Below are 24,908 nucleotides of genomic sequence, written 5' to 3'. Positions count from 1 at the left end.
CGGCGCTTGTGGTGCGGGATCGCTTCTGAGGTTGGGGTGGTTAGTTCTTGATGCCGATCTCGGAGAGCTGCAGCATGGAGTTGGTGGCGATGCTGGGCTTGAAGTCGAGACGTTCAGAGACGCGCGAATAACCGACCATGTGGAAGAGCGCGACGTCGGCGACGAGATCGTCGTGGACATAGGCGATCAGTTCCGACCACAGTTTTGCACGTTCGTCACCGGTGGCGGCCGAAGCGCGGGCGATGAGATCATCGACCTTCGGATCGGAATAGCCCGACTGGGTGCCGTTGGTGTGGTACTTGAAGAACATGGTGAAGGACGGGTCACCCTTGGAATTGTCGTGCATGGCAGCGACGATGGTCGGGCCACGACCTTCCTTGAACGGCTTCGAGTAATAGACCTCGTGTTCGGCGACCTCGACGAATTTCAGGTCGATCTTGAAGCCGACATCCTGCAACTGCGCCTGAATGGCTTCCATGATTTCCGTCACGTTCGGGAAATTGGCCGTACGGGCAACAACCGTGATCGGGGTATCGACCGGCACGCCGGCAGCCTTGGCTTCTTCAAGAAGCTTCTTGGCCTGATCCGGATCGAAAGCCGGCACCTTGACGTCCGGGTTCCAACCGAGCGTGGTCGGCGGCACCAGAGCGGTGGCGAGAACGGCATCCTGCGGCACCAGAGTGCCGATGAAGGCCTGACGGTCGATGGCCAGGTTCAGCGCCTTGCGGACGCGGACATCGTTGAGCGGCGCGATATTGCCATCGATACGCAGATAGACGGTTTCGCTGTCGAGATAGGAGAAGTCGGTCTTGTCGTTGGTGGCTTCGACCTGCGAGATCGACGGTGCCAGATCGGCTTCGCCGGCCTGAACCATGGCGGCGCGAACGGCCGGGTCGGAGCGGAACAGGTAGGTTGCCTTGGTGACGGCAGGCTTCGTGCCCCAATAATCGTCACGCGCATCGAGAACGATCTGCTGGCCCGGCGTCCAGTTGGTGAGCTTGTAAGGGCCGGTGCCGATCGGTTCGCGCACGAATTCCAGCGGCGTGCCTTCCGGAACGATGGTGACGAGCGACAGGAGCAGCGGCAGGATCGGCTGAACCGGATCGACCTTGAAATCGATGGTATTTTCATCGACGACATTCACGTCGAACTTCATGCCGCCGAAATAACGGCGGGATTCGCAGATGTTCTTGTCGCTGAAAATGCGGTCAAACGAGTATTTGACATCCTTGGCGCCAAACGTCTTGCCGTCAGAAAATTTTACGCCCTGACGCAGATGGAAACGCCAGCTGCCATCGGCATTCTGTTCCCATTTTTCAGCCAGGCGGGGCATGACGCCCTTCTTGGTCCGCACATCGAGCTCTGTCAGCGTTTCACTGACGTTTTCCATGATGACGCGGCCGATATTGGAGCGCGTCGCCATGCAGGGCTCGAGCAGGTCGGCCTCTTCCGGCAGGACGATCTTGATATCGCTCGACGCGGCATAAGCCGGCGCAACGCCGGAGCCGAGTGCGAGAACGGAACCAAGCAGGGCTCCGAATAGATGCGAGGTTTTCATGTCATTTCCTCCCTCTGGGGTGCTCTTCGCACCGTTTTGCTGTTCATCTTGCGGCGGCTTCGCTGCGCGCGGTCTGAAGGCATTCCTCCTGAAGCCCTGTGCGTCGGTCGGGATGCCTCCGTCCTTAACGTCACCATGATCGGGCTGGCGCTGACCATCTGATTTCTTGGCAAGTTTGTCAAATTAAATATTCGGAACTGTCAATTTGTACAAATTTGCCTTTCATAAAACGATTTAATTTCAACAACATGTATCTGTTGATTGGATCGTCAATGGCAAATCGAGAAATTTTTCAAACTTGACAACTTTGTTATTTGGGTGATTTTTATGGAGATAAGAGGAGACCCCGATGACGCCTGAACAGATTGCAACCGTCATGAACGGCACGGTGAAAGCCGTTGGCCCCGGACGACATGAGGCCATGCTGGCCTCGCCGATAATCCAGAACCACGCATCCTTCCTGCATCTGGCCGAGGATGGCGCACTCATTTGCGCCTGGTTCGGCGGCACGCTGGAAGGAAAGTCGGATATTTCCGTTTTCGCCTCGGTTCTTGCTGAGGGCTCGCAGCAATGGGGTGAGCCGCAGCGGCTGAGTTTCGACCCAAAACATTCCGAGCAGAACCCGGTCCTATTTGCGGCGCCTGACGGCAAGCTTATCCTGTTCCACACCTCACAGCCTTCCGGCAATCAGGATGAATGCCGGATCCGCATGGCCGAAGTTTTTCGCGATGCCAGCGACCCGACCAAGCTGACGGCAGGCGAGGGAAACTATCTCGACCTGCCGCGCGGCTGTTTCGTGCGTGCGCCGCTGGTGGTTCGCGATGATGGCGCATGGCTTCTGCCGATCTTTCGCTGCATCCAGCGCCCGGGCCAGAAATGGAACGGCAGCCATGACCGCGCCGCGGTCGGCATTTCGCAGGATGGCGGCAAGACCTGGGCTCTTGAAGATCTCGATCAGTCCACCGGCTGCGTGCACATGGGGCCGGTTTCGCTCGGTGATAACCGGCTGGTGGCGGTGTTCCGCCGTCGTCAGGCCGATTTCGTCTATCGCACGGAAAGCGCCGATGGTGGCCGCACGTGGTCCGCTCCGCAGGCGACCGACGTGCCCAACAACAATTCCTCCATCGCCGCGACCCGTCTCAAGGATGGGCGTATCGCGATGATTTGCAATCCGGTGAATGCGCAGATGTCGAGCGACCGCCGCGCCTCGCTTTACGATGAGCTGGGCGAGGATGACGACCGGCCGGATGCGAACCCGGATGGCGGTTGCGTGCCGATCTGGGGTGTGCCGCGTGCGCCGGTTTCCGTCTGCATTTCGGATGACGGGGCAAAAAGTTTTTCGCAGCGGATCGTCATCGAGGACGGTCCGGGCACCTGCATGTCGAACAATTCCATCGACGGTCACAACAAGGAAATGTCCTATCCGTGGCTGCTGGAAGGCACCGACGGCAGTCTTCACATCGCCTACACCTATTACAGGCGCGCCATCAAATATGTTCGTCTGGCACCGGGCTGGGCCAATGCCAGTTCACGGACCGCAGTGGGAGAATAATCATGAGCAATATCATCGGCATCACCATGGGTGACCCCTGCGGCGTCGGACCGGAAATCACGGTTCGGGCGCTGGCCGAAATGGGTGACGCGGACCGCGCCAATACCCGTATCTACGGCAACCTGCCGACGCTGGAAGCAGCCCGCAAGGCGCTCAACGTCGATATCGATCTTGCCCCTTACGTCGTTGATCTGGCGATCGAAGGCGCACCGCTGCCATGGGGCACGCTGTCGCCCGTCGCCGGTGACGCGGCATTCCGTTTCATCGAAAAGGCGGTGCGTGATGCCGAAGCCGGCGTGATCGGCTGCGTCGTCACCGCGCCGATCAACAAGGAAGCGCTCAACCTTGCCGGCCATCATTACGACGGTCATACCGGCATGCTGCGCAGCCTGACGAAATCGGCGGCCGCCTATATGCTGCTGGCCTCGGAAAAGCTGAAGGTCATCCACGTTTCCACGCACGTTTCGCTGCAGGAGGCGATCCGCCGCGCCACCACTGAGCGCGTGCTTGCAACGATCAAGGCCGGTAACGACCACCTGAAGCGCACCGGTTATGCCGCACCCCGCATCGCGGTTGCCGGCATCAACCCGCATTGCGGCGAAAATGGTCTTTTCGGCACCGAGGATGACGACCAGATTGCACCGGCCGTTGCCGCTGCGCGTGCCGAAGGCATCGATGCCTATGGCCCGATCTCGGCCGACACCGTGTTCCATCGCGCCTATTCCGGCGCATTCGATCTGGTGGTCGCGCAGTATCACGATCAGGGCCATATCCCGATCAAGCTTGTCGCCTTCGATACGGCCGTCAACGTTTCCGTCGATCTGCCGATCGACCGTACGTCGGTCGACCACGGCACCGCCTTCGATATTGCCGGCAAGGGTATCGCCAACCATGGCAACATGCTGGAAGCCATCGCCTATGCCCGCAAGCTGGTGACCGGCGGAAAAGGAGGCAAGGCATGAGCAGCGCTCCCGTCATTATCCTGCATCAGCCAAAACGGCTGATCGTCGGCGCCGGCACGATCGGTGAGGTCGGTCCCTGGGCCGGCGACGTTTCCTCGACGCTGGTGATCGCCACGCCGATCACCGCCGGTTTTATCGATCGGCTGAAATTGCCGGGCAAGGTTGCCCTGTTCGATGCCATTCCCGGCGAGCCGGAAATTGCCACGCTCGATGCGGCGCTTGCGGCTGCGCGGGCTGCAAAGCCGGATCTTGTCGTCGGTCTCGGCGGCGGTTCGGTCATGGATGTCGCAAAGCTGGTTGCGGCGCTTTGGGATGGCGAACAGACGCTTCTCGACGTTGCCGGCCCCAACAAGGTCGCGGGCCGCAAAACACGTCTGGCACAGGTGGCAACGACCGCCGGTACCGGTTCGGAAGCCGGTATCCGTTCGCTGATCACCGATCCGGCCTCCGGGGCTAAGATCGCGGTCGAAAGCCCGCATCTGATCGCCGATCTCGCCGTGCTCGATCCGGAACTCACCTATTCGGTGCCGCCGGCCGTCACGGCTGCGACCGGCGTCGATGCCATGGCGCATTGCGTCGAGGCGTTTACCAGCAAACGCGCGCATCCGATGATCGACGGCTTTGCCCGCATGGGTTTTTCCCTCGTCGGCAAATTTTTGGCCCGCGCGGTGAAGGATGGATCGGACCGGGAAGCGCGCGAGGGAATGATGCTCGCCTCCTATTACGGCGGCATCTGCCTTGGGCCGGTGAATACCGCCGCAGGCCATGCCATTGCCTATCCGCTCGGCACGCTTTTGCACCTGCCGCATGGTTTGGCCAACGCCATCGTGTTTCCGCATGTTCTGGCTTTCAACCAGCCGGTCGTGGCGGCCAAGACGGCGGAAGTGGCGGAAGCGCTCGCTTTCGGCAAGGGTCTGTCGCAGGCTGACTTGAGCGGTGCGGGCCATGCTTTCTGCGCCGATCTCGGCATCGAGATGTCGCTGGCAAAACATGGTGCGAAAGAAGAGGACCTGCCGCGCTTTGCAACGGACGCGCATGCCATTCGCCGGCTTATGGATCACAATCCGGCCGACATGAGCGTCGAGGACGTTTTGGGAATCTACAGGGCCAGCTTCTGATCACAGGCTACTGGAGGAGGAAAGGCGGCGCGAGCAATTGCGCCGCTTTTTCGCGTTCTACGCAAGAGGATGGCCCTATCCCTCAACCTCGAACCCGCTCGATGGCTGCTGCACCACAACGCGAACAACCTCACCAGATATATTCGACATCCGGCGTCGTCTTGGTCTCAAGATACTCCGTCAGACGCTCGACGATCTGGCCGCAGGAAAGATCGAGATGCTCGCGAAGCCTTTGCGCGGCATCACTCCCTCTCCCCTCAAGCATGAAGGAGATGATCTCCTTGTGGTCATGCATGAAAGTCTCGATCGTCGGATTGTCCGATAACGTGACCTGAAGGTATTTGCCGCAGATATAGGTCGGCGCGGTGCGGGACAGCGCTTCGATGATTTCCGGGTTGGGGCAATAGCCGAGGCATCGCTGATGGAGATCGTTTTCCAGTCCATCCAGATCGACGATATCGAGAGCAGGCGACACGGCAATGGCGTCGCCAAGACGGCCCAGCATGGCTTCGAGTTCACCACGCGGTATCAGAGAGGTTGCAGCTTGCAGGGCGACAGGCTCTAGTATCCGGCGCAGATCATAGAGATTGCGGCAGCGCTCCACATCCAGCCCAACGATATGCCAGTGACCACCGTTTCCCCGCGCGACGATGCCGAGCTTGTTGGCCCGGAAAATCAGGTCGCGCGCCACAGTGCGGCCGATGCCGAAATGCCGGGCGAGCGCCAGTTCGTTGACCCGCAGATGACCAGACATAGAATGCAGGATCAGTTCGCGCTCGATCCTGAAATAAAGCGCGTCATGGGCGCTCTGGTTGGCATCCACATCGCCATCACCCAGCGTCAGGTGATCGGCAGTCAATGTAAAACGGAAGGGCTCGCTGTCGTTTCCGACGACGAAACCCTGCCCGTCATGGGGGCGCACGCTACCCTGCGCCTCCAGGATTTCAAAAGCCTGCTTTACCGGAGAGCGGCTCGATCCGAAAATCTTTGCGACTTCGGCGATCTTGATGATCGCGCCGGTGGCAATCCGCTCGTCACGGATCGCCCCATCGAGATGTTCGGCTATGCGCCGATAGGCCGGCTGTCGCTCCAAGTCTCTCTCCGATTACAAGTCTTACATCAGGTGATCGCACCAAGCTGCCAGGGCACGAATTCATTATTGCCGTAGTCATAGATTTCGCTGAGCGTTCGCTGCCCCGATGCGACAGCGATCAGCGTCTCGAAAATCCGCTCGCCGGCCTCCTCGATGCTTTCGCGCCCATTGACGATATCGCCGCAATTGACGTCCATGTCCTCGCTCATGTGTTCGAACATTTCCGTATTGGTTGCAACCTTGATCGTCGGCACCGGCTTGAAACCGGAGACGGAGCCGCGGCCGGTAGTGAAGATCAGCATGTTGCAGCCGCCGGCAATCTGTCCGGTTACCGCAACCGGATCATAACCGGGCGTGTCCATGAACACGAAGCCGGTTTCGTCAATGATTTCCGCATATTCATAGACCGCCTGCATCGGCATCGACCCGCCCTTGGCGACCGCGCCAAGCGATTTTTCGAGGATCGTGGTCAGGCCACCGGCCTTGTTGCCATGCGACGGATTGTTGTTGAGTTCGGCACCGTGGCGCGACGTATAATCACCCCACCATTCGATCCGATCCATAAGCTTCTGCGCAACTTCCGGCTTTACCGCACGCATGGTGAGAAGATGTTCGGCGCCGTAGATTTCCGGCGTCTCGCTCAGAACAGCCGTACCGCCGTGCTTGACCAGAAGATCGGATGCATGACCGAGAGCGGGATTGGCGGAAATGCCGGAATAACCGTCCGAACCGCCGCATTGCAGCGCAAGCTTCAGCTTAGAAAGCGGCTGGGTCGTTCGCTCCAGTCCTTTCAGCGCATCGAGCATTTCGACGATGATCGCCGACGCAATCTCCACTGTCTTTCGGGTGCCGCCGAGCTGCTGGATCGTCATGGTTCTGAGAAACTGGCTTTCCTCCAACCCGTATTTCTCCTGGATCAGCGAGATCTGGTTCACCTCGCAGCCAAGCCCGATCATCAGGATGCCAGCAAAGTTCGGATTGCGCGCATAACCGCTCAATGTCCGGATCAGATACTCGTAGCCCTCCGTTCCGGTGCCGATCGCACAGCCCTGCCCGTGCGTCAGAGCGACCACGCCGTCGATATTGTCATACCCTTTCAGCCCGCCGCCGCGGTTGAAATGATCAGCGATCGCATGGGACACGGTGGCGGAACAGTTCACCGACGAAATGATGCCGATGTAATTGCGAGTGCCGACCTGACCGTCCGGCCGCAAATAGCCCTCGAAGGTCCGACGCTCCGCTTCGGCCACAAAATCGATCACCGGCACATGCGATGAAAAATGATGCGTCACGTCGCTGTCCTGCATGGCGATATTCTGCAGATGGACGTGATCTCCGAGTGCGATATCGCAGCTGGCGATGCCGATCGTCTGGCCGTATTTCGTCGCCGCCTCACCCTTGGCGATCGCGCGGATCGCGATCTTGTGACCTCGCGGGATGACCGCCGTTGCAACAATCCCGTTGACGCCGGACGCCTCGCCAACGGCGATCTCACGCCGTGCGACGGCGACATTATCCAGTGAATTCAACAGAATAGCGGCAGGAATATTCGCGCCGGCCTGGACATCAATTTTCATCTCATCCTCCTAAAGAAAGAAATTGACTTTGTCGACAAAAGTCATTTCACTGACGCTATCGAACTGTCAAGGAAAATAATCGGAGCAGGATTTCCGGTTTCGTGCCGTCGAGGAGGGCGACACGAAACACGCTGCAGCCGACCTGATGGTGAGGAGGAGGAATAGCTTGGACTATGTGTTCGATTTCAGCTTTCTCGAAAGCTTTCGATCCGAAATCATCAATGGCGTCCGCCTGACCGTCATGCTGACGGTGGTTTCGATTCTGCCGGGCTTTGCGCTCGGCACGGCCTGTGCCGTCGGCCGGTTATATGGCCCGCGCTGGCTGCAGACGGCGGTGACGATCTATGTCGAGGCGATCCGCAACACGCCGCTGATCATCCAGGTCTTCTGGCTATTCTTCGGCCTGACCGTGCTTGGCGCCCGTATCGGCCCGTTCAATGCGGCGGTCATCGCACTGGTCATCAATACCGGCGCCTATTCGGCGGAAATCATGCGCGCCGGCTTTCAGGCCATACCCAAGGGACAATTGGAAGCGGCGAACTGTCTTGCCATGACCCGTCGCCAGATCTTTTGGAACATCCAGCTGCCGCAGGCTGCCGAACTGGTTTATCCGGCGCTGGTCAGCCAGTTCATCCTGATGATGCTGGCAACCTCGATCATGTCACAAATCTCCGTCGAAGAACTGACCGGAGTCGGTTATCAGGTCCAGTCCATCACCTTCCGCGGCTTCGATGTCTATCTGGTGATCGCGGTGCTCTACCTCGCACTCGCCACCATGCTGCGGCTCTGTCTTCACGGCGCGGCACAGCTCGCCTTCACCCGCCTGCGCAAACTGAGGACACCGCTATGAGACGCTGTCCCACCTCGATTTCCGCGCATCTGAAAGGAGACCGCCCATGCTTGGCGTGAGCCTCGATCAATACGGCTTTCTGGTTCAGGGTGCCTTCTGGACGGTTGTCCTGTCGCTGATGGGGTTTGTCGGCGGCACGATCGTCGGCCTGCCGGTGGCGCTTGCCCGCATCTCGCGCGGCTGGTTTCTCTGTCGTTTATCGAGTGTCTATGTGCAGTTCGTGCAGGGCATTCCGTTGCCGGTCATCATGTTCGTCGTCTATTTCGGCGTCAGCATCTACGGGTTCGACGTCAACGCACTGGTGGCAGCCGCCATCGCCATGACGCTCTATTCCAGCGCCTATCTCGGCGAAATCTGGAAAGGCTGCATCCAGGCCGTGCCGAAAACCCAGTGGGAAGCCGGCGAATGCCTGGCGCTCACCAATTTGCAGCGTTTCATCTACGTCATCCTGCCACAGGCGCTGCGCATAGCCGTGCCACCGACGGTCGGCTTCCTCGTGCAGATCGTCAAGAACACCTCCTATTCGGTGGTGATCGGCTTCTTCGATCTCACCTACTCCGCCAAGATTTTGAACAACGCCACGTTCAAGCCCTTTGTCATCTTCACCGCCGCGGCGCTGATCTATTTCGCCATCTGCTTCCCGCTGTCGCGCTACGCCCGCCGGTTCGAACTGCGCCTTCACAGGAGAAATGCATGACCGTCATTTCGATGAATTCCGTCCACACCCCGGTCGCTCCGCAAGACGGCACCCAGCCGATGGTCTCGTTTCGCGATGTTCGCAAGAGTTTTGGCGCGCTGGAAGTGCTGAAAGGCATCGACCTCGATGTCATGCCCGGCCAGGTCGCGGCATTGATCGGCCGAAGCGGATCGGGCAAGAGCACGGCGCTGCGTTGCATCAACGGGCTGGAAAAGATCAATGGCGGAGAGCTGACCGTCTGCGGCCGCAATCTGCGCGCCCGCGATTTCGAATTGCGGGAACTGCGCAAGGAAGTCGGTATCGTCTTCCAGAGCTACAACCTTTTCCCGCACCTGACGGTCGAACAGAACGTCACGCTCGCACCGAGAAAGGTGAACGGTCTCGACGCTGCCGAAAGCCACGCTTTGGCTGCCGAAGTGCTAGAGCAGGTCGGGTTGTCGGACAAGGCATCAAGCTATCCCGAACAACTCTCCGGCGGGCAGCAGCAACGTGTCGCGATCGCCCGTTCGCTCGCCATGCGGCCGAAACTGATGCTGTTCGACGAAGTGACCTCGGCGCTCGATCCGGAACTCACCGGAGAAGTGCTGAGAGTCATCGGCAAGCTTGCCGCCGGCGGCATGACCATGGTGCTCGTCACCCACGAAATGGCGTTTGCCCGGCAGGTCGCCGATCTCGTCGTCTACATGCATCAGGGCCGCGTCTGGGAGGCCGGCAAGGGCACGATGCTCGATGACCCGCAGACGGTAGAGCTCAGGCAGTTCGTCGGTAGCGGGCTGTGACGGATCGGCAATGATTTTGCCGCCGTCATGGGACGGCGGATGGAGGAGGAGAAAGCATGAATATCAAACTGTCTCGCCGCGCCCTGTCCTGCGGCCTTGCCATGACCATGCTGTTCGGCGGTGCTGGAGGAGCATTCGCCAACGCACTCGAAACCATCAAGCAGCGCGGTCGCATCCAGATCGCCGTCGATGTCGGCCATCCGCCTTACGGCATGCTGGACGACAAGGCGCAGCAGACCGGCCTCGATATCGATACGGCCAAATTGCTGGCAAAGGATCTTGGCGTCACGCTCGAAGTGGTGCCGGTGTCGGGCGCAAACCGCGTGCCGTTCCTCATTTCCAACAAGGTCGATCTCGTCATTGCCTCCTTCTCGATCACCGAGGAGCGCAAGAAGGTCATCTCCTTCTCCAAACCCTATGGCGTCATCCCGGTTGTGATTCTCGGCCCCCAGGCTGAAGAGCTGAGGGACGCCTCGGGCCTTGACGGCAAGAGCGTCGCGGTCGCCCGCGGCACGACGGCCGATATCGAGCTGACCAAGGCCGCCAAGGAAAAGGGCGTGAGTGCCAATATCGTCCGTTACGAGGACGAGGCCACGACAAACACCGCGGTCGGCACCGGTCAGCAGGATTACATGTCGGCAGCGCTTTCCACTGCTCAGGCCGTCGCCGACCAGAATCCGAACCGCGACCTTGCAATCAAGGTCGAGCTTGCGGCCTACCCCATGGCTATCGGCATGCGCCAGAAGGCACCGGAGCTCGAAGCCTGGGTCAATGAATGGATCACTGCCAATCTGAAGAACGGCGAGCTGAACAAGATTTATGAACATTACTTCAAGCAGTCGCTGCCGGAGAAAATGCTCAACCAGTGAGCCTGACAGGCCGCCGATCATCTAAAACAGGCAGCGGGGCGGCCTGTCTCCAATCCCTTACATTTCAGGAGAGACTATGAAACTGGTTCGTTATGGCGCGCCGGGCGCGGAGCGCCCTGGCATTCTCGATGGTGAAGGCCGCATTCGCGACGTAAGCAGCCTTGTTGCGGATTTTGCCGGCGCGGCGCTGTCGCCGGCAAGCCTTGAGCGGATACGCGGCGCCGACCTTTCCACCTTGCCTGTCGTGAACGATGGCGTGCGGCTCGGTTCCTGCGTCGCCAAACCCGGCCATTTCATCGCGATCGGCCTGAACTATGTCGATCACGCGCATGAATCCAACATGCCGATCCCGAGCGAACCGGTCGTCTTCAGCAAGGCCCCCTCCTCCATATCCGGTCCGACCGATGATGTCGTGATGCCGCAAGGATCGGAGAAATCTGACTGGGAAGTGGAGATCGCGATGGTGATCGGCACTGCTGCCTTCAACGTCTCCGAGGCGGATGCGCTCGACCATGTGGCGGGCTTCTGTATCTGCAACGACGTGTCCGAACGATCCTATCAGATCGAGCGCGGCGGTCAGTGGATCAAGGGCAAGAGCCTGCCGACCTATGGCCCCGTCGGCCCGTGGCTCGTCACCCGCGACGAAATCGCCGATGTCCAGAACCTCGGCCTCTGGCTCGACGTCAACGGCGAACGCCGACAGACCGGCTCGACAAGCTCGATGATTTTCTCGCTCGCCCATATCGTTTCCTACCTGTCCCGCTTCATGCGGCTGGAACCCGGCGATATCATCACGACAGGCACACCGCCCGGCGTCGGCATGGGCATGAAACCGCCGACCTACCTGAAACGCGGCGACGTGATGACGCTCGGCATCGATGGCCTGGGCGAGCAGCGTCAAACGGTGCGGTAAGATTCGGCGCCTCAACGAACGATGCCCACACACCATAGTCGCGGGCATCGTTCATCTCTACGCTTTCACGAAATATTCCAGAGCATTTCCGCCTTTCTTCGAAACGCGAAACTGCTCTATCTCTTTATTTCAGCGCAATTCCGGATGCAAAACCGGTTCCCACTTTTGCTGGAATTGCTCTAGCCCGCCAACTCAGGCACTTCGCCGCTGACGATACGATCGGCAAAAGAAATCTTCGAAACACCGTGACGGGTGAGAAGCTCCTGATCCTCGTTCGCGCGGAATTCGGCCTGTTCTGTCGGTGAGGAGTAATATTTGCCGATGAGTATCGGTAGACGCACCATCTTCAGGTTCCGCTTTTGTAGGGCGGTCCAGAACAGCGTGTCGCCAATCGACCGGATGATCGATCCGTCGTTGAAGTAGCTCGGATAGTATTTTCCGACCGCTGCAGCATGCCAGAGCGTCGCGGGACCGAAGGTGCCGCGTTCACCTGTGCCGGAACCGAGTCTCAGGCGCGGATGCGGTTTCGGCGGCCAGGCGGGCACGAATTCCGATGCCATGAGGAGCGGCGCCTTGAACGCCTGGTCCAGATGCGATTGATCGAAGCAGATCAGCCATTCGCCGCCGACGAGTGCCGCAGACGAGGCGCAGGACGCACCGACCATCATTTCCACCGCATTGGTGGCCAGACGGTCGTCGAGATTGAGGTTCATGACATAGAACGATTTGTTGAGCGCCACGGCAGCCGCCCATGCCTCATAAATCGAAAGCGGCCCTGAAAACACGTAGCAATCCGCATCGAGCCAATCCGGCGGCGTGTCACCATTGTCGAAAATGTAGAGAATGCGTACACCGATGCTCTGGCTGCGAAGGTTGATGTAATGAGACTTCAGCAGGTCGAGCTTGTTCTGCTGGCGATGCCAGACCGCGCAATAGACGGTAACCAGAGCGCCCTCGAAATCGCTCTGCGTCCTCACCTTGGTATAATGCATATTGGGGAATTCCTTCGCCGTAAGGTTCGCGCATGGCACAATGGTCATTGATGCCGATCAATGATGGTTATCGAGGCATGGCATGCGTCGGGCGTTCGCGTCAATTGCCATTGACCACGTTTCCCGAGGGGCGGAACGGTGAGCGTTCGCACCTGCCAAATAGGTGTATTGTCTGCGCTGCGAAGCCCTTCGTCACGCATAACAAGGGTATTGCATGCAGCAGACGTTCGGCCTCTTCTCGCATCGCCGATCGGTTCCCATGGGGCAATCGGTCCGCAAGTGGTATCACCAATGCGTGTCCTGATAACCGGGGCAGGCGGCATTCTGGGGCGGCATGTCGTCAGGCATCTCACGGATCTGGCGCCGTATGCCGAGGTAATCGTCAACAGCACCGATCTGACCCAGCCGGATGACGTGCGGGCGCAGGTTGCGGCATTTCCTCCCATCGACAAAGTCATTCATCTTGCCGCTCTGGTACCCGTTGCTTCGGTCAAGGCCGATCCGGCGCGCGCCTATGCGGTCAATGTCGGCGGCACGATCAACCTCCTTTCCGCATTGGAGGGAAGCCGCGCTTCTTTCCTGTTCTGCTCGTCGAGCCACGTCTACGCACCATCAGCCGAACCGATTGCCGAGGATGCGGAGAAAGCCCCGTCATCGCTTTACGGTCGCACGAAATGGCAAGCCGAGAGCGCCGCCGCCGACATATGCGAGGCCACCGGCCGGGCTTTTCTCGCGACACGGCTGTTCTCGATCCACGATCCGGCCCAGACCGGCTCTTTCCTGCGCCCCTCGATCGAGCGGCGGCTGGCCGGTGAAGACCTGACGCAGCCTTTCGAGCTACCGGGCGGCAATAGCATCCGTGATTTCCTGGCCGCCGAAAAAGCGGCGGAATACGTCGTTCGCCTCGCCCTTTCCGACGCCACTGGCCCCGTCAATATTGCCTCCGGCAATGGCACGACAATCCGAGATTTCGTTCAGGGCTTGAGCCCACAGCCTCTCGAAATCCGCGCCACCGGCACTGCCGATACTCTGATCGCCAATATTTCGCGGCTTAGACAGATCCTAGGAGACCTTGATGTCTGAGACTGTTTCCATCGTTATTCCAACCTTCAATCGCGCCGGCATGTTGCCGTTAGCCATCGAGAGTTCGTTAAACCAGACGAGCCCCGTCGAGGTTATCGTCGTCGATCACGGATCGACGGACGAAACGCCGAAAGTGGCCGAGGCTTATGGCGACCGCATTCTCTACATTCGCCGCGAGCGTGACTTCGGCCCGCATTTCTGCTGGCTGGAAGGCGTGCTGCACGCCAAGGGCGACTTTGTTCATCTACAGTATGACGACGACTGGATCGCCCCGAACTTCATCGAAGCCTGCCTTTCCGTTATCGACGAGAGCACCGGGTTTGCATTCAGCGGCGCTGATGTGGTGGATGGCCCGGGCCTTCCGACCAAGCTGCGCCAGTTCGTCGAATGGCTGCCCTCGACCGGTACATTCCCCGTCGAGGCGGTGGAGAAGCAGATCCTCGCTTCCCTGATCTCTCCCGGCGCAGCTGTCTATCGTCGACAGATCCTGCTCGATGCACTCTACCAGGGGCGCCTGCCGTTGCAGACCAATGAATACCGTGGTGTTGGCCCCGATGCGTTTGTGACGCTGCTTTCGATGCTGCGCTACCCGAAAGTCGGCTTCGTTCGCGAACCGCTCGCCTTCTTCCGTGCCCATGAAGGCTCCATCACCATCGATGCTTTTGCGTCTGGAGAGAAGACCAAGAAGCTGCGCGCCGCCTATGCGGAAGTCACCCGCTATTACATGGAAATGAAAGTGATGCGCGCAGTGCGCATGAGGGAGACATCCTGATGTCCGGACTTCGTCCTATTCGTCTTGCAGAAGAAACCATTGCCCAGGATGAGCTCGAAGCGCTCTCCACATGGATGCTCGCCGGTAATCGGCTGACCAAGGCCGAGCAGACACTTGCCTTCGAGGAAGAGTTCGCAACCTGGATGAAGAGCCGCCATGCGGTCTATGTGAATTCCGGTTCTTCGGCCAACCTTCTGATGATTGCAGCCCTGAAGGAAGCCGGCCGCCTGCGCAACAACAAGGCGATCGCCGCCGGTGTCAGCTGGGTCACGACAGTCTCACCGCTTCTTCAGTTGGGCTTCGACGTGCGCCTTTGTGATTGCGATGCGAATTCGCTCGGGATCGATCTCAACCATCTGGAGGATCTTTGCCGCGTAGATCCGCCGTCGCTGCTGATCCTCGTCCACGTTCTCGGCCACTCGGGCGACATGGATGCGATCCGCGACATCTGCCAGCGCTATGACATCATCTTGCTCGAAGATTCTTGCGAGGCGCTCGGCTCTACCTACAAGGGCCGGAAGCTCGGCTCGATCGGCACCGCCGGCAGCTTCTCCTTCTACTATGGCCACCATATCTCGACCATCGAGGGCGGCATGGTCGTTACCGATGATAGCGACCTGCATCAGCTGATGCTTTCGCTGCGTTCGCACGGATGGAGCCGCGACCTGAAACCTGACCTGCGCAAGTCGCTGGCGGATGAGAACGGTATCGACGAGTTCAAGAACCTCTACACCTTCTACCACGCAGGCTATAACCTGCGCTCGACCGATCTTCAGGCCTTCCTAGGCCGTTCGCAGCTGAAAAAGCTCGACCATATCGTTGAACGTCGGCGCATCAATTTCGAGCTTTACCGCAAGGCATTGCCGGATTTCTTCTGCCAGTCGGGCGACACCGAGATCCTGTCTTCCTTCGCTTACGGCACCTTCATCGAAAACCGGCTCGAAACCTACAAGCATATCAACGCGCTCGATATCGAGTGCCGGCCGCTGATCTGCGGCAACATTGCGCGCCATCCTTTCTGGCTTCGCGACAACCCGCGTCTCGCGCTGACGAATGCAGACAAGGTGCATGATTACGGCATCTACCTGCCCAACCACCATAATCTGACCGAGGCAGACATTGCGCGCGTGGCTGAAGCCTTTGGCGCTGTCGCCCGCCCCTGCTGAGGAATAACGAAGATGACAAAGACTGCTTCGAAACGCGCATTGATAACCGGCGTTACCGGACAGGACGGATCCTACCTTGCCGAGCTTCTGCTCTCAAAGGGCTATGAAGTTCATGCCATCAAGCGCCGCTCGTCGAGCTTTAATTCCGGGCGCATCGATCACCTCTATGAAGATCCGCATGTGTCGCATCGCCGTTTTACCTTGCACTACGGCGACATGACCGATTCCACCAACCTGATCCGCATCATTCAGGAAGTGCAGCCGGACGAGATCTATAACCTTGCCGCACAGAGCCACGTGCATGTGAGCTTCGAAACGCCGGAATACACCGCGAATGCTGATGGCATGGGTACATTGCGTATCCTCGAAGCGATCCGCATTTTGGGCATGGAAAAGAAGACGCGCTTCTACCAGGCATCCACGTCCGAACTTTACGGCAAGGTCGTCGAGACGCCGCAGAAGGAAACAACCCCGTTCTATCCGCGCTCGCCCTATGGCGTCGCCAAGCTCTATGCCTTCTGGATCACGGTCAACTACCGCGAATCCTACGGCATGCATGCGTCCAACGGCATTCTCTTCAACCATGAAAGCCCGCGTCGCGGCGAAACTTTCGTGACCAGAAAGATCACCCGCGCCGTTGCGGCAATCACTGCCGGCGATCAGGATCGGCTTTATCTCGGCAATCTCGACGCCAAGCGTGACTGGGGTCATGCGCGTGACTACGTCGAGGGCATGTGGCGCATGCTCCAGCAGGATGAACCGGACGACTACGTTCTTGCCACCGGGCGCACCGTCAGCGTGCGTGACTTCGTCAGCACGGCCTTCAAGGTTGCCGGTGTCGAGATTGAATGGAAGGGTGAAGGCGTTGAGGAGCGGGGTTTCGAACGCGGCACCGATCGTTGCCTCGTCGAGGTCGATCCGCGTTACTTCCGTCCGACGGAAGTCGATCTCTTGCTGGGTGATCCTGCCAAGGCTAAGGAGAAGCTCGGCTGGGCGGCGACAACGACGCTCGAAGAGATGATTACGGAAATGGTCCAGTCCGACATTCGCGAACATGCGAGTTCGGTTCACCAGAGGGACAAGGACTGACCGATGGCCCCCGTGTTTGAGCTTGAGGGAAAACGGATATGGATTGCCGGCCATCGTGGCATGGTCGGCTCTGCACTCGTGCGTCTTCTCTCCGGGGAAAACTGCGAGGTGCTGACCGTCCCACGCAGCGAGGTCGACCTGCGCGATCAGGCGGCCACGCGCCGGTGGATGGGAGATACGAAGCCGGACGCCGTCATCATGGCGGCGGCCCGTGTTGGCGGCATTGCCGCCAACAGCGCCTCGCCGGTCGCCTTCCTCTATGACAATCTGATGATCGAAGCCAATGTCATCGAGGCGGCCGCGCGGGCCGGCGTGGAAAAACTCCTGCTTCTTGGTTCGACCTGCATCTATCCGCGTGATGCGGAACAGCCGATCCGCGAAGAATCACTGCTGACGGGGCCGCTGGAAAAGACCAACGAGTGGTACGCCATCGCCAAGATTGCCGGCATCAAGCTCTGCCAGGCCTATCGCCAGGAACAGGGCCTGGATTTCATTTCGGCCCAGCCGACCAATCTTTACGGTCCCGGCGACAATTACGACCTGGAAACAAGCCATGTTCTGCCGGCGCTGATCCGCAAGGCGCATGAAGCCAAGGCGAACAAGGCCGAAAGCCTGACGATCTGGGGCAGCGGCAACCCGCTTCGGGAATTCCTGCATGTCGACGACCTCGCCGAAGCCGTCATCTTCCTACTACGCAACTATTCCGGTGCCTTGCCGGTTAATATCGGTTCGGGTGAAGAGCTCTCGATCGCCGAGCTTGCTCAACTCGTCAGCGATACGGTGGGTTTCGAGGGTCCGCTTTCCTTCGACCGTTCGCGCCCGGATGGCACCCCGCGCAAACTTGCAGACCTTACCCGCCTGCATAGCCTCGGCTGGAACAATGCCCGGCCGCTCAAGGTTGGCCTGAAGCAGACTTACGAGAGTTTTCTTGCTGCCCAAAGCGGATAAAGGGCCCGGAGGAAACTCAAGACGGAGTAGCGGCGCGAATTGAAGGCTCCGGAAGGAAATCAAACTTTCCGGAGCGTTTTCAGCAACAGGGATGCTTGCTGATAGGCACCAAAATGCCCTGCTCCAGCCAGCAACACGGCCCTGTGCGACACGGAATCATTTCACCGCAAAAGCAATGTTGATCGCGCGGTTCACGGCCGGGCCGACGACTGACATGTGTGTCTCGCCGGCAAAGATTTCGAACTGCGTGTGGATGCCGTCTTCGGTGCCGTTCAGGCGCTCCGCCATTTCCCGCGCAAGAGAAACGGTGCGCTCCGATTTCTTCCTTTCCAAACGCGTGGACGCGTCCTCGTTCCTGTACTGGAAAGGCGCCAGTTCATCGCCTTCATATTCACCGGCCGAAAGATGCAGGAACGACGAAGCTCCCGGCACGGTGTTTCGCTTTGCCTCGTTGTTGAGGATCTCGCTGCCTTCCCAGTAGATGGTCGGGCTTGCCGCGATCCAGATGGCAAACAGTCCGGGGCGCTCGAACAGGGCAAAAAGCGTGAAGAGACCGCCAAAGGAATGGCCGAAAAGCGACCGGCGCGTCGGATCGAGTCGCACCATGCCGGCAATCTTCGGGATCACGGCCGTCTCGATAAAATCCAGCAGCGCGCCGGTTCCACCGATCATGACCGGCGGTCCACCCTCAACATAAGGCGGATAGGATTTGATCGGCGGCGGCCCGAGATCCCAGGCGCGCCGCATCGTGTCATAGGGTTCGTCGGTCGGATAGCCGATCGCTGCGACAACGCCCCAGCCGACATTCGTTGCAGTCGGATAAGGCGCCTGTGTCACGAGGCTTGCAACCGCGAAAGGAAACATCGCATTGCCGTCGGTCGTCACCAGAAGCGGCCATCCGCCTTCCGGCGGCTCTCCGGCAGGGATGAAGAGAAATATCCGATAGGGCTCGCCACCCGCTGCCGGAACAAGATCGAAGAAGCAGGTTCCCGGCATGGAATAGAGGCTAGTACCAACGGTCATTCTGCTCTCCCGCACGATCTCAATTCCGAAAGAAGGGCTAAGGGATCGGACTGACCGCCGCAAGCGGCGTCACGCTAATCATGAGCCGATCTCACAGCTTTTCAACCATCCTCAAAAACCGTCGATAGTTTATCTCTGCCCCCTCATAACGCCAATCACGGCTCCCTATTCTACCGGGCATTCAGTCGTCTCAATGCGACATAGCGCCTCGGAATGCTGTTTGGCAATGCCGAACGACTGCATCTAAGCTACAGTCAAATTGTTCAGAACAGAGTTTTATAATGCTGAACAAATGAGGTTTTTCTAACAGGCGGCCGTCCCGCGTGTGCCGCTATCTCATTGCCTGCAAGGAGGTATATTCATGACCAGACAGATGAAGTTTTCCGGCATCATCCCACCCGTTCCGACGATCTTCACCGATCAGGGCAAGCTCGACACCGAAGGCATGGCTCTGGTCATCGATCATCTCGTCGGCGCCGGCGTCGACGGCATGTTCTTCCTGGGAACTGGCGGCGAATTTTCGCAGATGTCCTATGACGAGCGTGTCGCCGTTGCCGAATTCGTTGTCCGTTATACCGATGGCCGCGTCCCGGTCCTGATCGGCACCGGCAGCACCAATACCCGTGAGGCCGTTGCGCTCAGCCAGCACGCCCAGTCGATCGGTGCGAGTGGTGTCGTGGCGATCAATCCCTATTACTGGAAGGTGACGGAAGAAAACCTGTTCGGCTATTTCTCCACCATCGCCAAGTCGGTCGATCTGCCGGTGCTTCTCTATAACTTCCCGGCACTCACAGGCCAGGATCTCTACCCGGCCTTCGTCAAGCGCCTGGTCGATGCCCATGCCAACATCGTCGGCCTCAAGGACACGATCGATTCCGTTGCCCATTTGCGCGATATGGTCGATGTCGTGAAGAGCGCCCATCCCAATTTCAGCGTCTTCTGCGGTTTCGACGATCACCTTCTCAACACGCTGCTTCTGGGCGGTGACGGCGCCATTTCGGCCAGCGCCAACTTCGCGCCAGACATCTCCATCGGCATCTATCGTGCGGTCAAGGAAGGCGATCTCGCCAAGGCAGCAGAACTTCACCGCACCATCCTCAAGCTGCCCCGCATCTACAAGGTCGACGTGCCGTTCGTCGGTGTCGTCAAGGAAGCCATGAAGGCCTGCGGGATCGATGTTTCCTGCCACTCGCTGCCCCCGGCCGCCGCAAAGCTCAGCGAAGAGAAGGTCGCCGTGGTCCGTAACGTTCTGACCGATGCGGGCCTGATCTCCGCCTGACCTAACAAACAACATCAATTTACGAGTGGAGGAAAACTCATGTCCGAAGGTACGATCCACGAAGAAACAGACTACGACATCTATGACGTCAGGACGAAGTCCCCGGGTCCCGCCGGCGCCCTTCCCCTGACCGGCGACATGCTGATCAACCGCCCGAGCGGCGACATTTTCGGCATGACGCTGAATGCAGGCATGGGCTGGGACCCGGCAAAACTGCTCGGTCGCGAGGTGTTCATCCTCGCCACCACCGGCGGTCTGCGCGATGCCGAAGGCAAGCCGATCGCACTCGGCATGCATACCGGCCATTACGAGATCGGCGATCAGGTGAAGGCCGCCGCACAGGCGGTGTCGGAAACGGGCGGCGTGCCCTATGCCGCTTATGTCAGCGACCCTTGCGACGGTCGCTCACAGGGCACGACCGGCATGTTCGACTCCCTGCCCTATCGCAACGACTCGGCCATCGTCATGCGGCGGCTGATCCGTTCGCTCCCAACCCGCAAGGCGGTCGTCGGCATCGCCACCTGCGACAAGGGCCTGCCGGCAATGATGATGGCGCTCGCTTCCATGCACGACATCGCCACTGTTCTGGTGCCCGGTGGAGCCACCCTGCCGGCAACGAAGGGTGACGATGCCGGCAAGGTGCAGACGATCGGCGCGCGTTTCGCCAATCATGAACTGAGCCTCGAAGAAGCTTCCCAGCTTGGTTGCAAGGCCTGTGCCTCGCCGGGCGGCGGCTGTCAGTTCCTCGGCACTGCCGGTACGTCACAGGTCGTTGCCGAAGGCCTTGGCCTTGCGCTCCCCCATTCGGCGCTGTCGCCTTCAGGACAACAGGTCTGGCTGGACATTGCCCGCCAGTCGGCCCGTGCAGCGCTTTCTCTGCATGAGCGCGGCGTGACGACGAAGGATATCCTGACCGAAAAGGCGATCGAGAATGCGATGATGGTCCATGCCGCCTTTGGCGGTTCGACCAACCTGCTTCTCCATCTTCCGGCGATTGCCCATGCCTCCGGCTGTCGGATGCCGAGCGTGCAGGACTGGACGGAGATCAACCGTCGCGTCCCGCGCCTCGTCAGCGTGTTGCCGAACGGTCCGGTACCGCATCCGACAGTCCGGGCATTCCTTGCCGGGGGCGTGCCGGAAGTCATGCTGCATCTGCGGGCACTCGGTCTCCTGCACGAGGATGCCCTGACGGTGACCGGCGAAACAGTGAAGGAAAACCTCGACCGATGGGAGAAATCCGAACGCCGCGAACGGTTCAAGGCCATCCTTTTCGAACAGGACGGCATCCGTCCCGAAGAGGTGATCATGAGCCCTGCGCAGGCGGCCGAACGGGGGCTGACCTCCACCATCACCTTTCCAGTCGGCAACATTGCGCCCGAGGGCTCGGTCATCAAGTCGACCGCCATCGATCCGAGTGTCGTCGGAGCGGATGGTGTCTATCGCCATACCAGCAAGGTCAAGGTCTTCACCTCGGAGCGTGACGGCATCCGCACTATCAAGTCTGGCGGCATTCATGCCGGCGACATCATGGTGGTGATGGGCGGCGGCCCTTCGGGCACCGGCATGGAGGAAACCTATCAGCTGACCTCTTCGCTGAAGCATCTCTCCTACGGAAAGCACGTCTCGCTGCTCACCGACGCACGTTTCTCCGGTGTCTCCACGGGCGCCTGCGTCGGTCATATCGGCCCGGAAGCGCTGGCGGGTGGGCCGATCGCCAGACTTCGCGATGGCGATATCGTCGAAATGATCGTCGATACGATCAAGCTCGAGGGCTCGCTCAACTTCATCGGCACGGAGGACAAGCCGCTGACAGCGGCGGAAGGTGCGAAAGTACTTGCCGAACGTGAGGTCCATCCGGATCTCAAACCGGCGCCGGCCCTGCCCGACGATACGCGCCTCTGGGCCGCCCTTCAGGCGGCAAGCGGCGGCCCCTGGGGTGGCTGTGTTTATGACACGGACAAGATCCTCAAGGTGCTGGCTGCCGGCCAGGCTGCGCTGAAGGCCGAAGAGGCCAGCCGTTAAGGCCGGCCCGGGGCGGCCGTAGGAGTCGGCCGCCCAATCCTGACAACCGAACCCCCATCATCTGCCGCCGAGCAATCGGCGGCGCAGGGATCGTGTGTCTGCAAACAACCCGCAAAAGTGGTGTTTTGGGAAGGAAACACATATGCCGTTATTCATTATTCTCGTGGGGGTCATCGTTCTCCTCATCCTCATTACGAAGCTGAAACTCAACACCTTCGTATCGCTTATCATCGTATCCTTCGGGGTTGCCGTTGCGCTCGGCATCCCCTTCCCGAAGATCGTCAAATCGATCGAAGGCGGCATCGGGGGAACGCTTGGCCATATCGCCCTGATCTTCGGTATCGGCGCCATGCTCGGCCGGTTGATTGCCGATGCTGGTGGCGCACAACGTATCGCCATGACCCTGATCGATCGCTTCGGCGCCAAAAACGTCGAATGGGCCGTGGTCATCGCCTCCTTCATCATCGGGATTGCACTGTTCTTCGAAGTCGGTCTGGTTCTGCTCATCCCGATCATCTTCACCATGGCCAGCCAGATGAAGATTTCCGCCCTGCGCCTTGGCGTGCCGATGGTCGCAGCGCTTCTCGCAACGCACGCCTTCCTGCCGCCGCATCCCGGCCCGACCGTGATCGCCGGCGAATACGGCGCCAATATCGGCATGGTTCTGCTGTACGGCATCATCATCGCCATTCCAACAGTCATCGTCGGCGGCACCTTCTATAACAAGGTCGCCAGGAAGATCGTACCGAGCGCATATAACCGCGTCGGCGACCTATCATCGATCGGCAGCCAGAAGACCTTTGGCGACGACGAAATGCCAGGTTTCGGCGTCAGCGTGCTCACCGCTATGCTGCCGGTCATCCTGATGTCGATCGCCACGATCGTGACGATCATCCAGACGGAAATGGGGCTTGGCGACAACAGCGCCTTCGCCTTCATCCGGCTCGTCGGCGACGCCTCGACGGCCATGCTGATCTCGATCCTCGTTGCGCTCTACACGATGGGTCTCAACCGCAACATTCCGATGCGTGACCTGATGAATTCCTGCGGTTCGGCAGTCTCGCATATCGGCATGATGCTGCTCATCATCGGCGGCGGCGGCGCCTTCAAGCAGGTCCTCATCGATGGTGGTGTCGGCGGTTACATCGCGACCATGTTCGCCGGCAGCGCCGCTTCGCCGATCGTGCTTGCCTGGGGTGTTGCAGCCATCCTGCGCATCTCGCTCGGTTCTGCCACGGTCGCAGCCATCTCGACGGCGGGTCTCGTCATTCCCGTCCTCGCCGACAACCCGGCAAACCTTGCTCTCGTAACGCTCGCCACGGGTGCCGGCAGCGCCATAGCGTCGCATGTCAACGATGCAGGTTTCTGGATGTTCAAGGAGTTCTTCGGGCTCAGCATGAAGGAGACTTTCCTCACCTGGACGGTCCTCAGTACGCTGGTTTCAGTGGTTGGCCTTGCTGTTATCCTCCTTATCAGCATGATCATCACCTGAAGACGAGGCAGAAGGCGCTACCGGCGCCTTCCGCCAATTTTCTCATGCCTCAAATCCCCAAACGAGCTGCGCGACAAGTCGCATACCTGTCAGACAGGGAAATGTGTGTTAGAGCTTGCGAGTCCATTTCCGGGCAAGCCGCCTAGACCGGATTGCCCCCAGCCGAGCGGGTAGCATGCCGACAATCCAATCCGTAGACAGAGCACTCCAGATCCTCGACCTGTTCGACGACCAGAACAAGGAGATGAAGATCACTGACATCAGTGCCCGGACGGGATTGAACAAGAGCACGCTGCATGCGCTGCTCAAAACCCTGCAGGCTCGCGGTTACATTGATCAGAACGAAGACAACGGGCGTTATCGCCTTGGAATGAAACTGGTCGAGCGCGGAAATTTCGTCATCAGTTCGATCGATATCCGCACGGCCTGCAATCGCTTTCTCGTCGATCTTTCGACAAAGACGGGCCAGACGACCCATCTCGGCATCCTCGATGCCGGCCACGGCGTCTATATCGACAAGGTGGAGGGCCAGGCTGCAATCATCACTTATTCGCGGATCGGCCGGCAATTGCCGCTTCACTGTACGGCCATGGGCAAGGTCCTTGTCGCCTTCCAGGACGAGCAGGCGAGAAAGCGCATCCTGCAGGACTATTCCTACGACCCGATGACACCACGCACAATCACCGGTGAAAACACCTTCCTGCAGGAGATCGCCAACGTCCGCGAACAGGGTTTCGCGATCGACGAACAGGAACATGTGAAAGGCGTGCGCTGCGCCGCCGTGCCGATTTTCGATCACAAGGGCAAGATCACCGCAGCGATCAGCCTTTCGACGCTGACATCAATCGTCAATAATCGCGATTTCGAGCGTTATGTCGGCCTTCTGAAGTCGATAGGTAGCGAAATTTCCGCATTGATCGGTCACCGCTCGTAAAGCCGGTTTCCATCGGCCTTTCCGACGAGCGCTTTGCCTCACGCCAATTCCGCGACGACTTTTTCCGATCCGCATTCGAATGCGCCAGTCATGCAACTGTCACATGGCAGGACTAGGAGGGGATGTCGTTTTTTCACATG

At 59.4% G+C, this 24,908-nt stretch carries 22 protein-coding genes; 17 read left to right on the top strand and 5 right to left on the bottom strand.

Annotation, left to right across the window (positions count from 1 at the left end):
• Positions 1–40: 40 nt before the first annotated feature.
• On the bottom strand, positions 41–1,558 hold the full coding sequence (locus JNB91_RS14050; RefSeq protein ID WP_220326139.1) for an ABC transporter substrate-binding protein: 1,518 nt from the start codon (positions 1,556–1,558) through the stop codon (positions 41–43).
• Positions 1,559–1,907: 349 nt separating this feature from the next.
• Here JNB91_RS14050 and JNB91_RS14045 point away from each other — a divergent pair, with 349 nt between their 5' ends.
• From JNB91_RS14045 to JNB91_RS14035, 3 genes are read left to right on the top strand one after another with little or no spacing between them, the layout of a single operon-like run.
• The gene (locus JNB91_RS14045) at positions 1,908–3,110 is read left to right on the top strand and encodes a sialidase family protein (RefSeq protein ID WP_220326138.1); all 1,203 of its coding nucleotides are present in this window, start codon (positions 1,908–1,910) and stop codon (positions 3,108–3,110) included.
• A gap of 2 nt (positions 3,111–3,112) precedes the next feature.
• Positions 3,113–4,072: a 4-hydroxythreonine-4-phosphate dehydrogenase PdxA gene (gene pdxA / locus JNB91_RS14040; protein WP_220326137.1), complete on the top strand. Its 960-nt coding sequence runs from the start codon at positions 3,113–3,115 to the stop codon at positions 4,070–4,072.
• Positions 4,069–5,190 carry an iron-containing alcohol dehydrogenase gene (locus JNB91_RS14035; protein ID WP_220326136.1) on the top strand — a complete coding sequence of 374 codons (1,122 nt, stop codon included), beginning with the start codon at positions 4,069–4,071 and terminating at the stop codon, positions 5,188–5,190. The genes pdxA and JNB91_RS14035 overlap by 4 nt, the downstream gene beginning before the upstream one ends.
• A 130-nt stretch (positions 5,191–5,320) precedes the next feature.
• On the opposite strand, the gene JNB91_RS14030 is transcribed toward JNB91_RS14035, so the two are convergent.
• Positions 5,321–6,283 (bottom strand): GntR family transcriptional regulator, encoded by a 963-nt coding sequence (locus JNB91_RS14030; RefSeq protein WP_220326135.1) that lies wholly within the window; start codon positions 6,281–6,283, stop codon positions 5,321–5,323.
• 26 nt (positions 6,284–6,309) lie between these two features.
• Entirely contained in the window at positions 6,310–7,860 is a 1,551-nt protein-coding gene (locus JNB91_RS14025; protein WP_220326134.1) for a UxaA family hydrolase, read from the bottom strand.
• 175 nt (positions 7,861–8,035) lie between these two features.
• Between JNB91_RS14025 and JNB91_RS14020 the strand changes: the two genes are divergently transcribed.
• The 5 genes from JNB91_RS14020 (at position 8,036) to JNB91_RS14000 (ending at position 11,968) form a co-directional block, all read left to right on the top strand.
• Positions 8,036–8,710, top strand: a complete 675-nt coding sequence (locus JNB91_RS14020; protein WP_346269335.1) for an amino acid ABC transporter permease — start codon at positions 8,036–8,038, stop codon at positions 8,708–8,710.
• A 46-nt stretch (positions 8,711–8,756) separates the two neighbouring features.
• Positions 8,757–9,407: an amino acid ABC transporter permease gene (locus JNB91_RS14015; protein ID WP_220326132.1), complete on the top strand. Its 651-nt coding sequence runs from the start codon at positions 8,757–8,759 to the stop codon at positions 9,405–9,407.
• A gap of 11 nt (positions 9,408–9,418) precedes the next feature.
• Positions 9,419–10,186, top strand: a complete 768-nt coding sequence (locus JNB91_RS14010; RefSeq protein ID WP_220326246.1) for an amino acid ABC transporter ATP-binding protein — start codon at positions 9,419–9,421, stop codon at positions 10,184–10,186.
• 56 nt (positions 10,187–10,242) lie between these two features.
• Positions 10,243–11,055 carry a transporter substrate-binding domain-containing protein gene (locus tag JNB91_RS14005; protein ID WP_220326131.1) on the top strand — a complete coding sequence of 271 codons (813 nt, stop codon included), beginning with the start codon at positions 10,243–10,245 and terminating at the stop codon, positions 11,053–11,055.
• A 76-nt stretch (positions 11,056–11,131) separates the two neighbouring features.
• A complete protein-coding gene (locus JNB91_RS14000) occupies positions 11,132–11,968 on the top strand; it encodes a fumarylacetoacetate hydrolase family protein (protein ID WP_220326130.1) in 837 nt (278 codons plus the stop codon).
• A gap of 179 nt (positions 11,969–12,147) precedes the next feature.
• Here the strand turns inward: JNB91_RS14000 and JNB91_RS13995 are convergent, their stop codons facing one another.
• Positions 12,148–12,960 (bottom strand): glycosyltransferase family 2 protein, encoded by an 813-nt coding sequence (locus JNB91_RS13995; RefSeq protein ID WP_220326129.1) that lies wholly within the window; start codon positions 12,958–12,960, stop codon positions 12,148–12,150.
• Between the two features lie 291 nt (positions 12,961–13,251).
• Between JNB91_RS13995 and JNB91_RS13990 the strand changes: the two genes are divergently transcribed.
• From JNB91_RS13990 to JNB91_RS13970, 5 genes are read left to right on the top strand one after another with little or no spacing between them, the layout of a single operon-like run.
• Positions 13,252–14,043: an NAD-dependent epimerase/dehydratase family protein gene (locus tag JNB91_RS13990; protein WP_220326128.1), complete on the top strand. Its 792-nt coding sequence runs from the start codon at positions 13,252–13,254 to the stop codon at positions 14,041–14,043.
• Positions 14,036–14,815 (top strand): glycosyltransferase family 2 protein, encoded by a 780-nt coding sequence (locus JNB91_RS13985; RefSeq protein ID WP_220326127.1) that lies wholly within the window; start codon positions 14,036–14,038, stop codon positions 14,813–14,815. The genes JNB91_RS13990 and JNB91_RS13985 overlap by 8 nt, the downstream gene beginning before the upstream one ends.
• Positions 14,815–15,981: a DegT/DnrJ/EryC1/StrS family aminotransferase gene (locus tag JNB91_RS13980; RefSeq protein WP_220326126.1), complete on the top strand. Its 1,167-nt coding sequence runs from the start codon at positions 14,815–14,817 to the stop codon at positions 15,979–15,981. Before JNB91_RS13985 ends, JNB91_RS13980 begins: the two co-directional genes overlap by 1 nt.
• Positions 15,982–15,993: 12 nt before the next feature.
• The gene (gene gmd, locus JNB91_RS13975; protein ID WP_220326125.1) at positions 15,994–17,070 is read left to right on the top strand and encodes a GDP-mannose 4,6-dehydratase; all 1,077 of its coding nucleotides are present in this window, start codon (positions 15,994–15,996) and stop codon (positions 17,068–17,070) included.
• A gap of 3 nt (positions 17,071–17,073) precedes the next feature.
• The gene (locus tag JNB91_RS13970) at positions 17,074–18,018 is read left to right on the top strand and encodes a GDP-L-fucose synthase family protein (protein ID WP_220326124.1); all 945 of its coding nucleotides are present in this window, start codon (positions 17,074–17,076) and stop codon (positions 18,016–18,018) included.
• A 156-nt stretch (positions 18,019–18,174) separates the two neighbouring features.
• Here the strand turns inward: JNB91_RS13970 and JNB91_RS13965 are convergent, their stop codons facing one another.
• Positions 18,175–19,041, bottom strand: coding sequence for an alpha/beta hydrolase (locus tag JNB91_RS13965; protein ID WP_220326123.1), 867 nt, complete (start codon positions 19,039–19,041; stop codon positions 18,175–18,177).
• Positions 19,042–19,402: 361 nt separating this feature from the next.
• Between JNB91_RS13965 and JNB91_RS13960 the strand changes: the two genes are divergently transcribed.
• The 4 genes from JNB91_RS13960 (at position 19,403) to JNB91_RS13945 (ending at position 24,768) form a co-directional block, all read left to right on the top strand.
• Positions 19,403–20,320 carry a dihydrodipicolinate synthase family protein gene (locus tag JNB91_RS13960; RefSeq protein WP_220326122.1) on the top strand — a complete coding sequence of 306 codons (918 nt, stop codon included), beginning with the start codon at positions 19,403–19,405 and terminating at the stop codon, positions 20,318–20,320.
• Between the two features lie 39 nt (positions 20,321–20,359).
• Positions 20,360–22,342 carry a YjhG/YagF family D-xylonate dehydratase gene (locus JNB91_RS13955; protein WP_220326121.1) on the top strand — a complete coding sequence of 661 codons (1,983 nt, stop codon included), beginning with the start codon at positions 20,360–20,362 and terminating at the stop codon, positions 22,340–22,342.
• A 142-nt stretch (positions 22,343–22,484) separates the two neighbouring features.
• On the top strand, positions 22,485–23,834 hold the full coding sequence (locus JNB91_RS13950) for a gluconate:H+ symporter (protein ID WP_220326120.1): 1,350 nt from the start codon (positions 22,485–22,487) through the stop codon (positions 23,832–23,834).
• Between the two features lie 175 nt (positions 23,835–24,009).
• Positions 24,010–24,768 carry an IclR family transcriptional regulator gene (locus JNB91_RS13945; protein WP_220326119.1) on the top strand — a complete coding sequence of 253 codons (759 nt, stop codon included), beginning with the start codon at positions 24,010–24,012 and terminating at the stop codon, positions 24,766–24,768.
• The last annotated feature ends 140 nt before the right edge of the window (positions 24,769–24,908 follow it).

Origin of the sequence: Aliirhizobium wenxiniae (assembly GCF_019511445.1) — a bacterium.
Classification (GTDB): Bacteria; Pseudomonadota; Alphaproteobacteria; order Rhizobiales; family Rhizobiaceae; genus Neorhizobium; species Neorhizobium wenxiniae_A.
The sequence above is the reverse complement of the archived record's forward strand: the minus strand, read 5'-3'. Positions and strand labels throughout refer to the sequence as shown.

Bases quoted from the DNA above. Each gene is read 5' to 3' on its own strand.
- JNB91_RS13990 (WP_220326128.1), top strand. From the start codon at position 13,252: ATGCGTGTCCTGATAACCGGGGCAGGCGGCATTCTGGGGCGGCATGTC.
- JNB91_RS13985 (WP_220326127.1), top strand. From the start codon at position 14,036: ATGTCTGAGACTGTTTCCATCGTTATTCCAACCTTCAATCGCGCCGGC.
- JNB91_RS14035 (WP_220326136.1), top strand. From the start codon at position 4,069: ATGAGCAGCGCTCCCGTCATTATCCTGCATCAGCCAAAACGGCTGATC.
- JNB91_RS13980 (WP_220326126.1), top strand. From the start codon at position 14,815: ATGTCCGGACTTCGTCCTATTCGTCTTGCAGAAGAAACCATTGCCCAG.
- JNB91_RS13960 (WP_220326122.1), top strand. From the start codon at position 19,403: ATGACCAGACAGATGAAGTTTTCCGGCATCATCCCACCCGTTCCGACG.
- JNB91_RS13970 (WP_220326124.1), top strand. From the start codon at position 17,074: ATGGCCCCCGTGTTTGAGCTTGAGGGAAAACGGATATGGATTGCCGGC.
- JNB91_RS14025 (WP_220326134.1), bottom strand. From the start codon at position 7,860: ATGAAAATTGATGTCCAGGCCGGCGCGAATATTCCTGCCGCTATTCTG.
- JNB91_RS13965 (WP_220326123.1), bottom strand. From the start codon at position 19,041: ATGACCGTTGGTACTAGCCTCTATTCCATGCCGGGAACCTGCTTCTTC.
- JNB91_RS13955 (WP_220326121.1), top strand. From the start codon at position 20,360: ATGTCCGAAGGTACGATCCACGAAGAAACAGACTACGACATCTATGAC.
- pdxA (WP_220326137.1), top strand. From the start codon at position 3,113: ATGAGCAATATCATCGGCATCACCATGGGTGACCCCTGCGGCGTCGGA.
- JNB91_RS14010 (WP_220326246.1), top strand. From the start codon at position 9,419: ATGAATTCCGTCCACACCCCGGTCGCTCCGCAAGACGGCACCCAGCCG.
- JNB91_RS13945 (WP_220326119.1), top strand. From the start codon at position 24,010: ATGCCGACAATCCAATCCGTAGACAGAGCACTCCAGATCCTCGACCTG.
- JNB91_RS14005 (WP_220326131.1), top strand. From the start codon at position 10,243: ATGAATATCAAACTGTCTCGCCGCGCCCTGTCCTGCGGCCTTGCCATG.
- JNB91_RS14050 (WP_220326139.1), bottom strand. From the start codon at position 1,558: ATGAAAACCTCGCATCTATTCGGAGCCCTGCTTGGTTCCGTTCTCGCA.
- JNB91_RS14015 (WP_220326132.1), top strand. From the start codon at position 8,757: ATGCTTGGCGTGAGCCTCGATCAATACGGCTTTCTGGTTCAGGGTGCC.
- JNB91_RS14045 (WP_220326138.1), top strand. From the start codon at position 1,908: ATGACGCCTGAACAGATTGCAACCGTCATGAACGGCACGGTGAAAGCC.
- JNB91_RS13995 (WP_220326129.1), bottom strand. From the start codon at position 12,960: ATGCATTATACCAAGGTGAGGACGCAGAGCGATTTCGAGGGCGCTCTG.
- JNB91_RS13950 (WP_220326120.1), top strand. From the start codon at position 22,485: ATGCCGTTATTCATTATTCTCGTGGGGGTCATCGTTCTCCTCATCCTC.
- gmd (WP_220326125.1), top strand. From the start codon at position 15,994: ATGACAAAGACTGCTTCGAAACGCGCATTGATAACCGGCGTTACCGGA.
- JNB91_RS14000 (WP_220326130.1), top strand. From the start codon at position 11,132: ATGAAACTGGTTCGTTATGGCGCGCCGGGCGCGGAGCGCCCTGGCATT.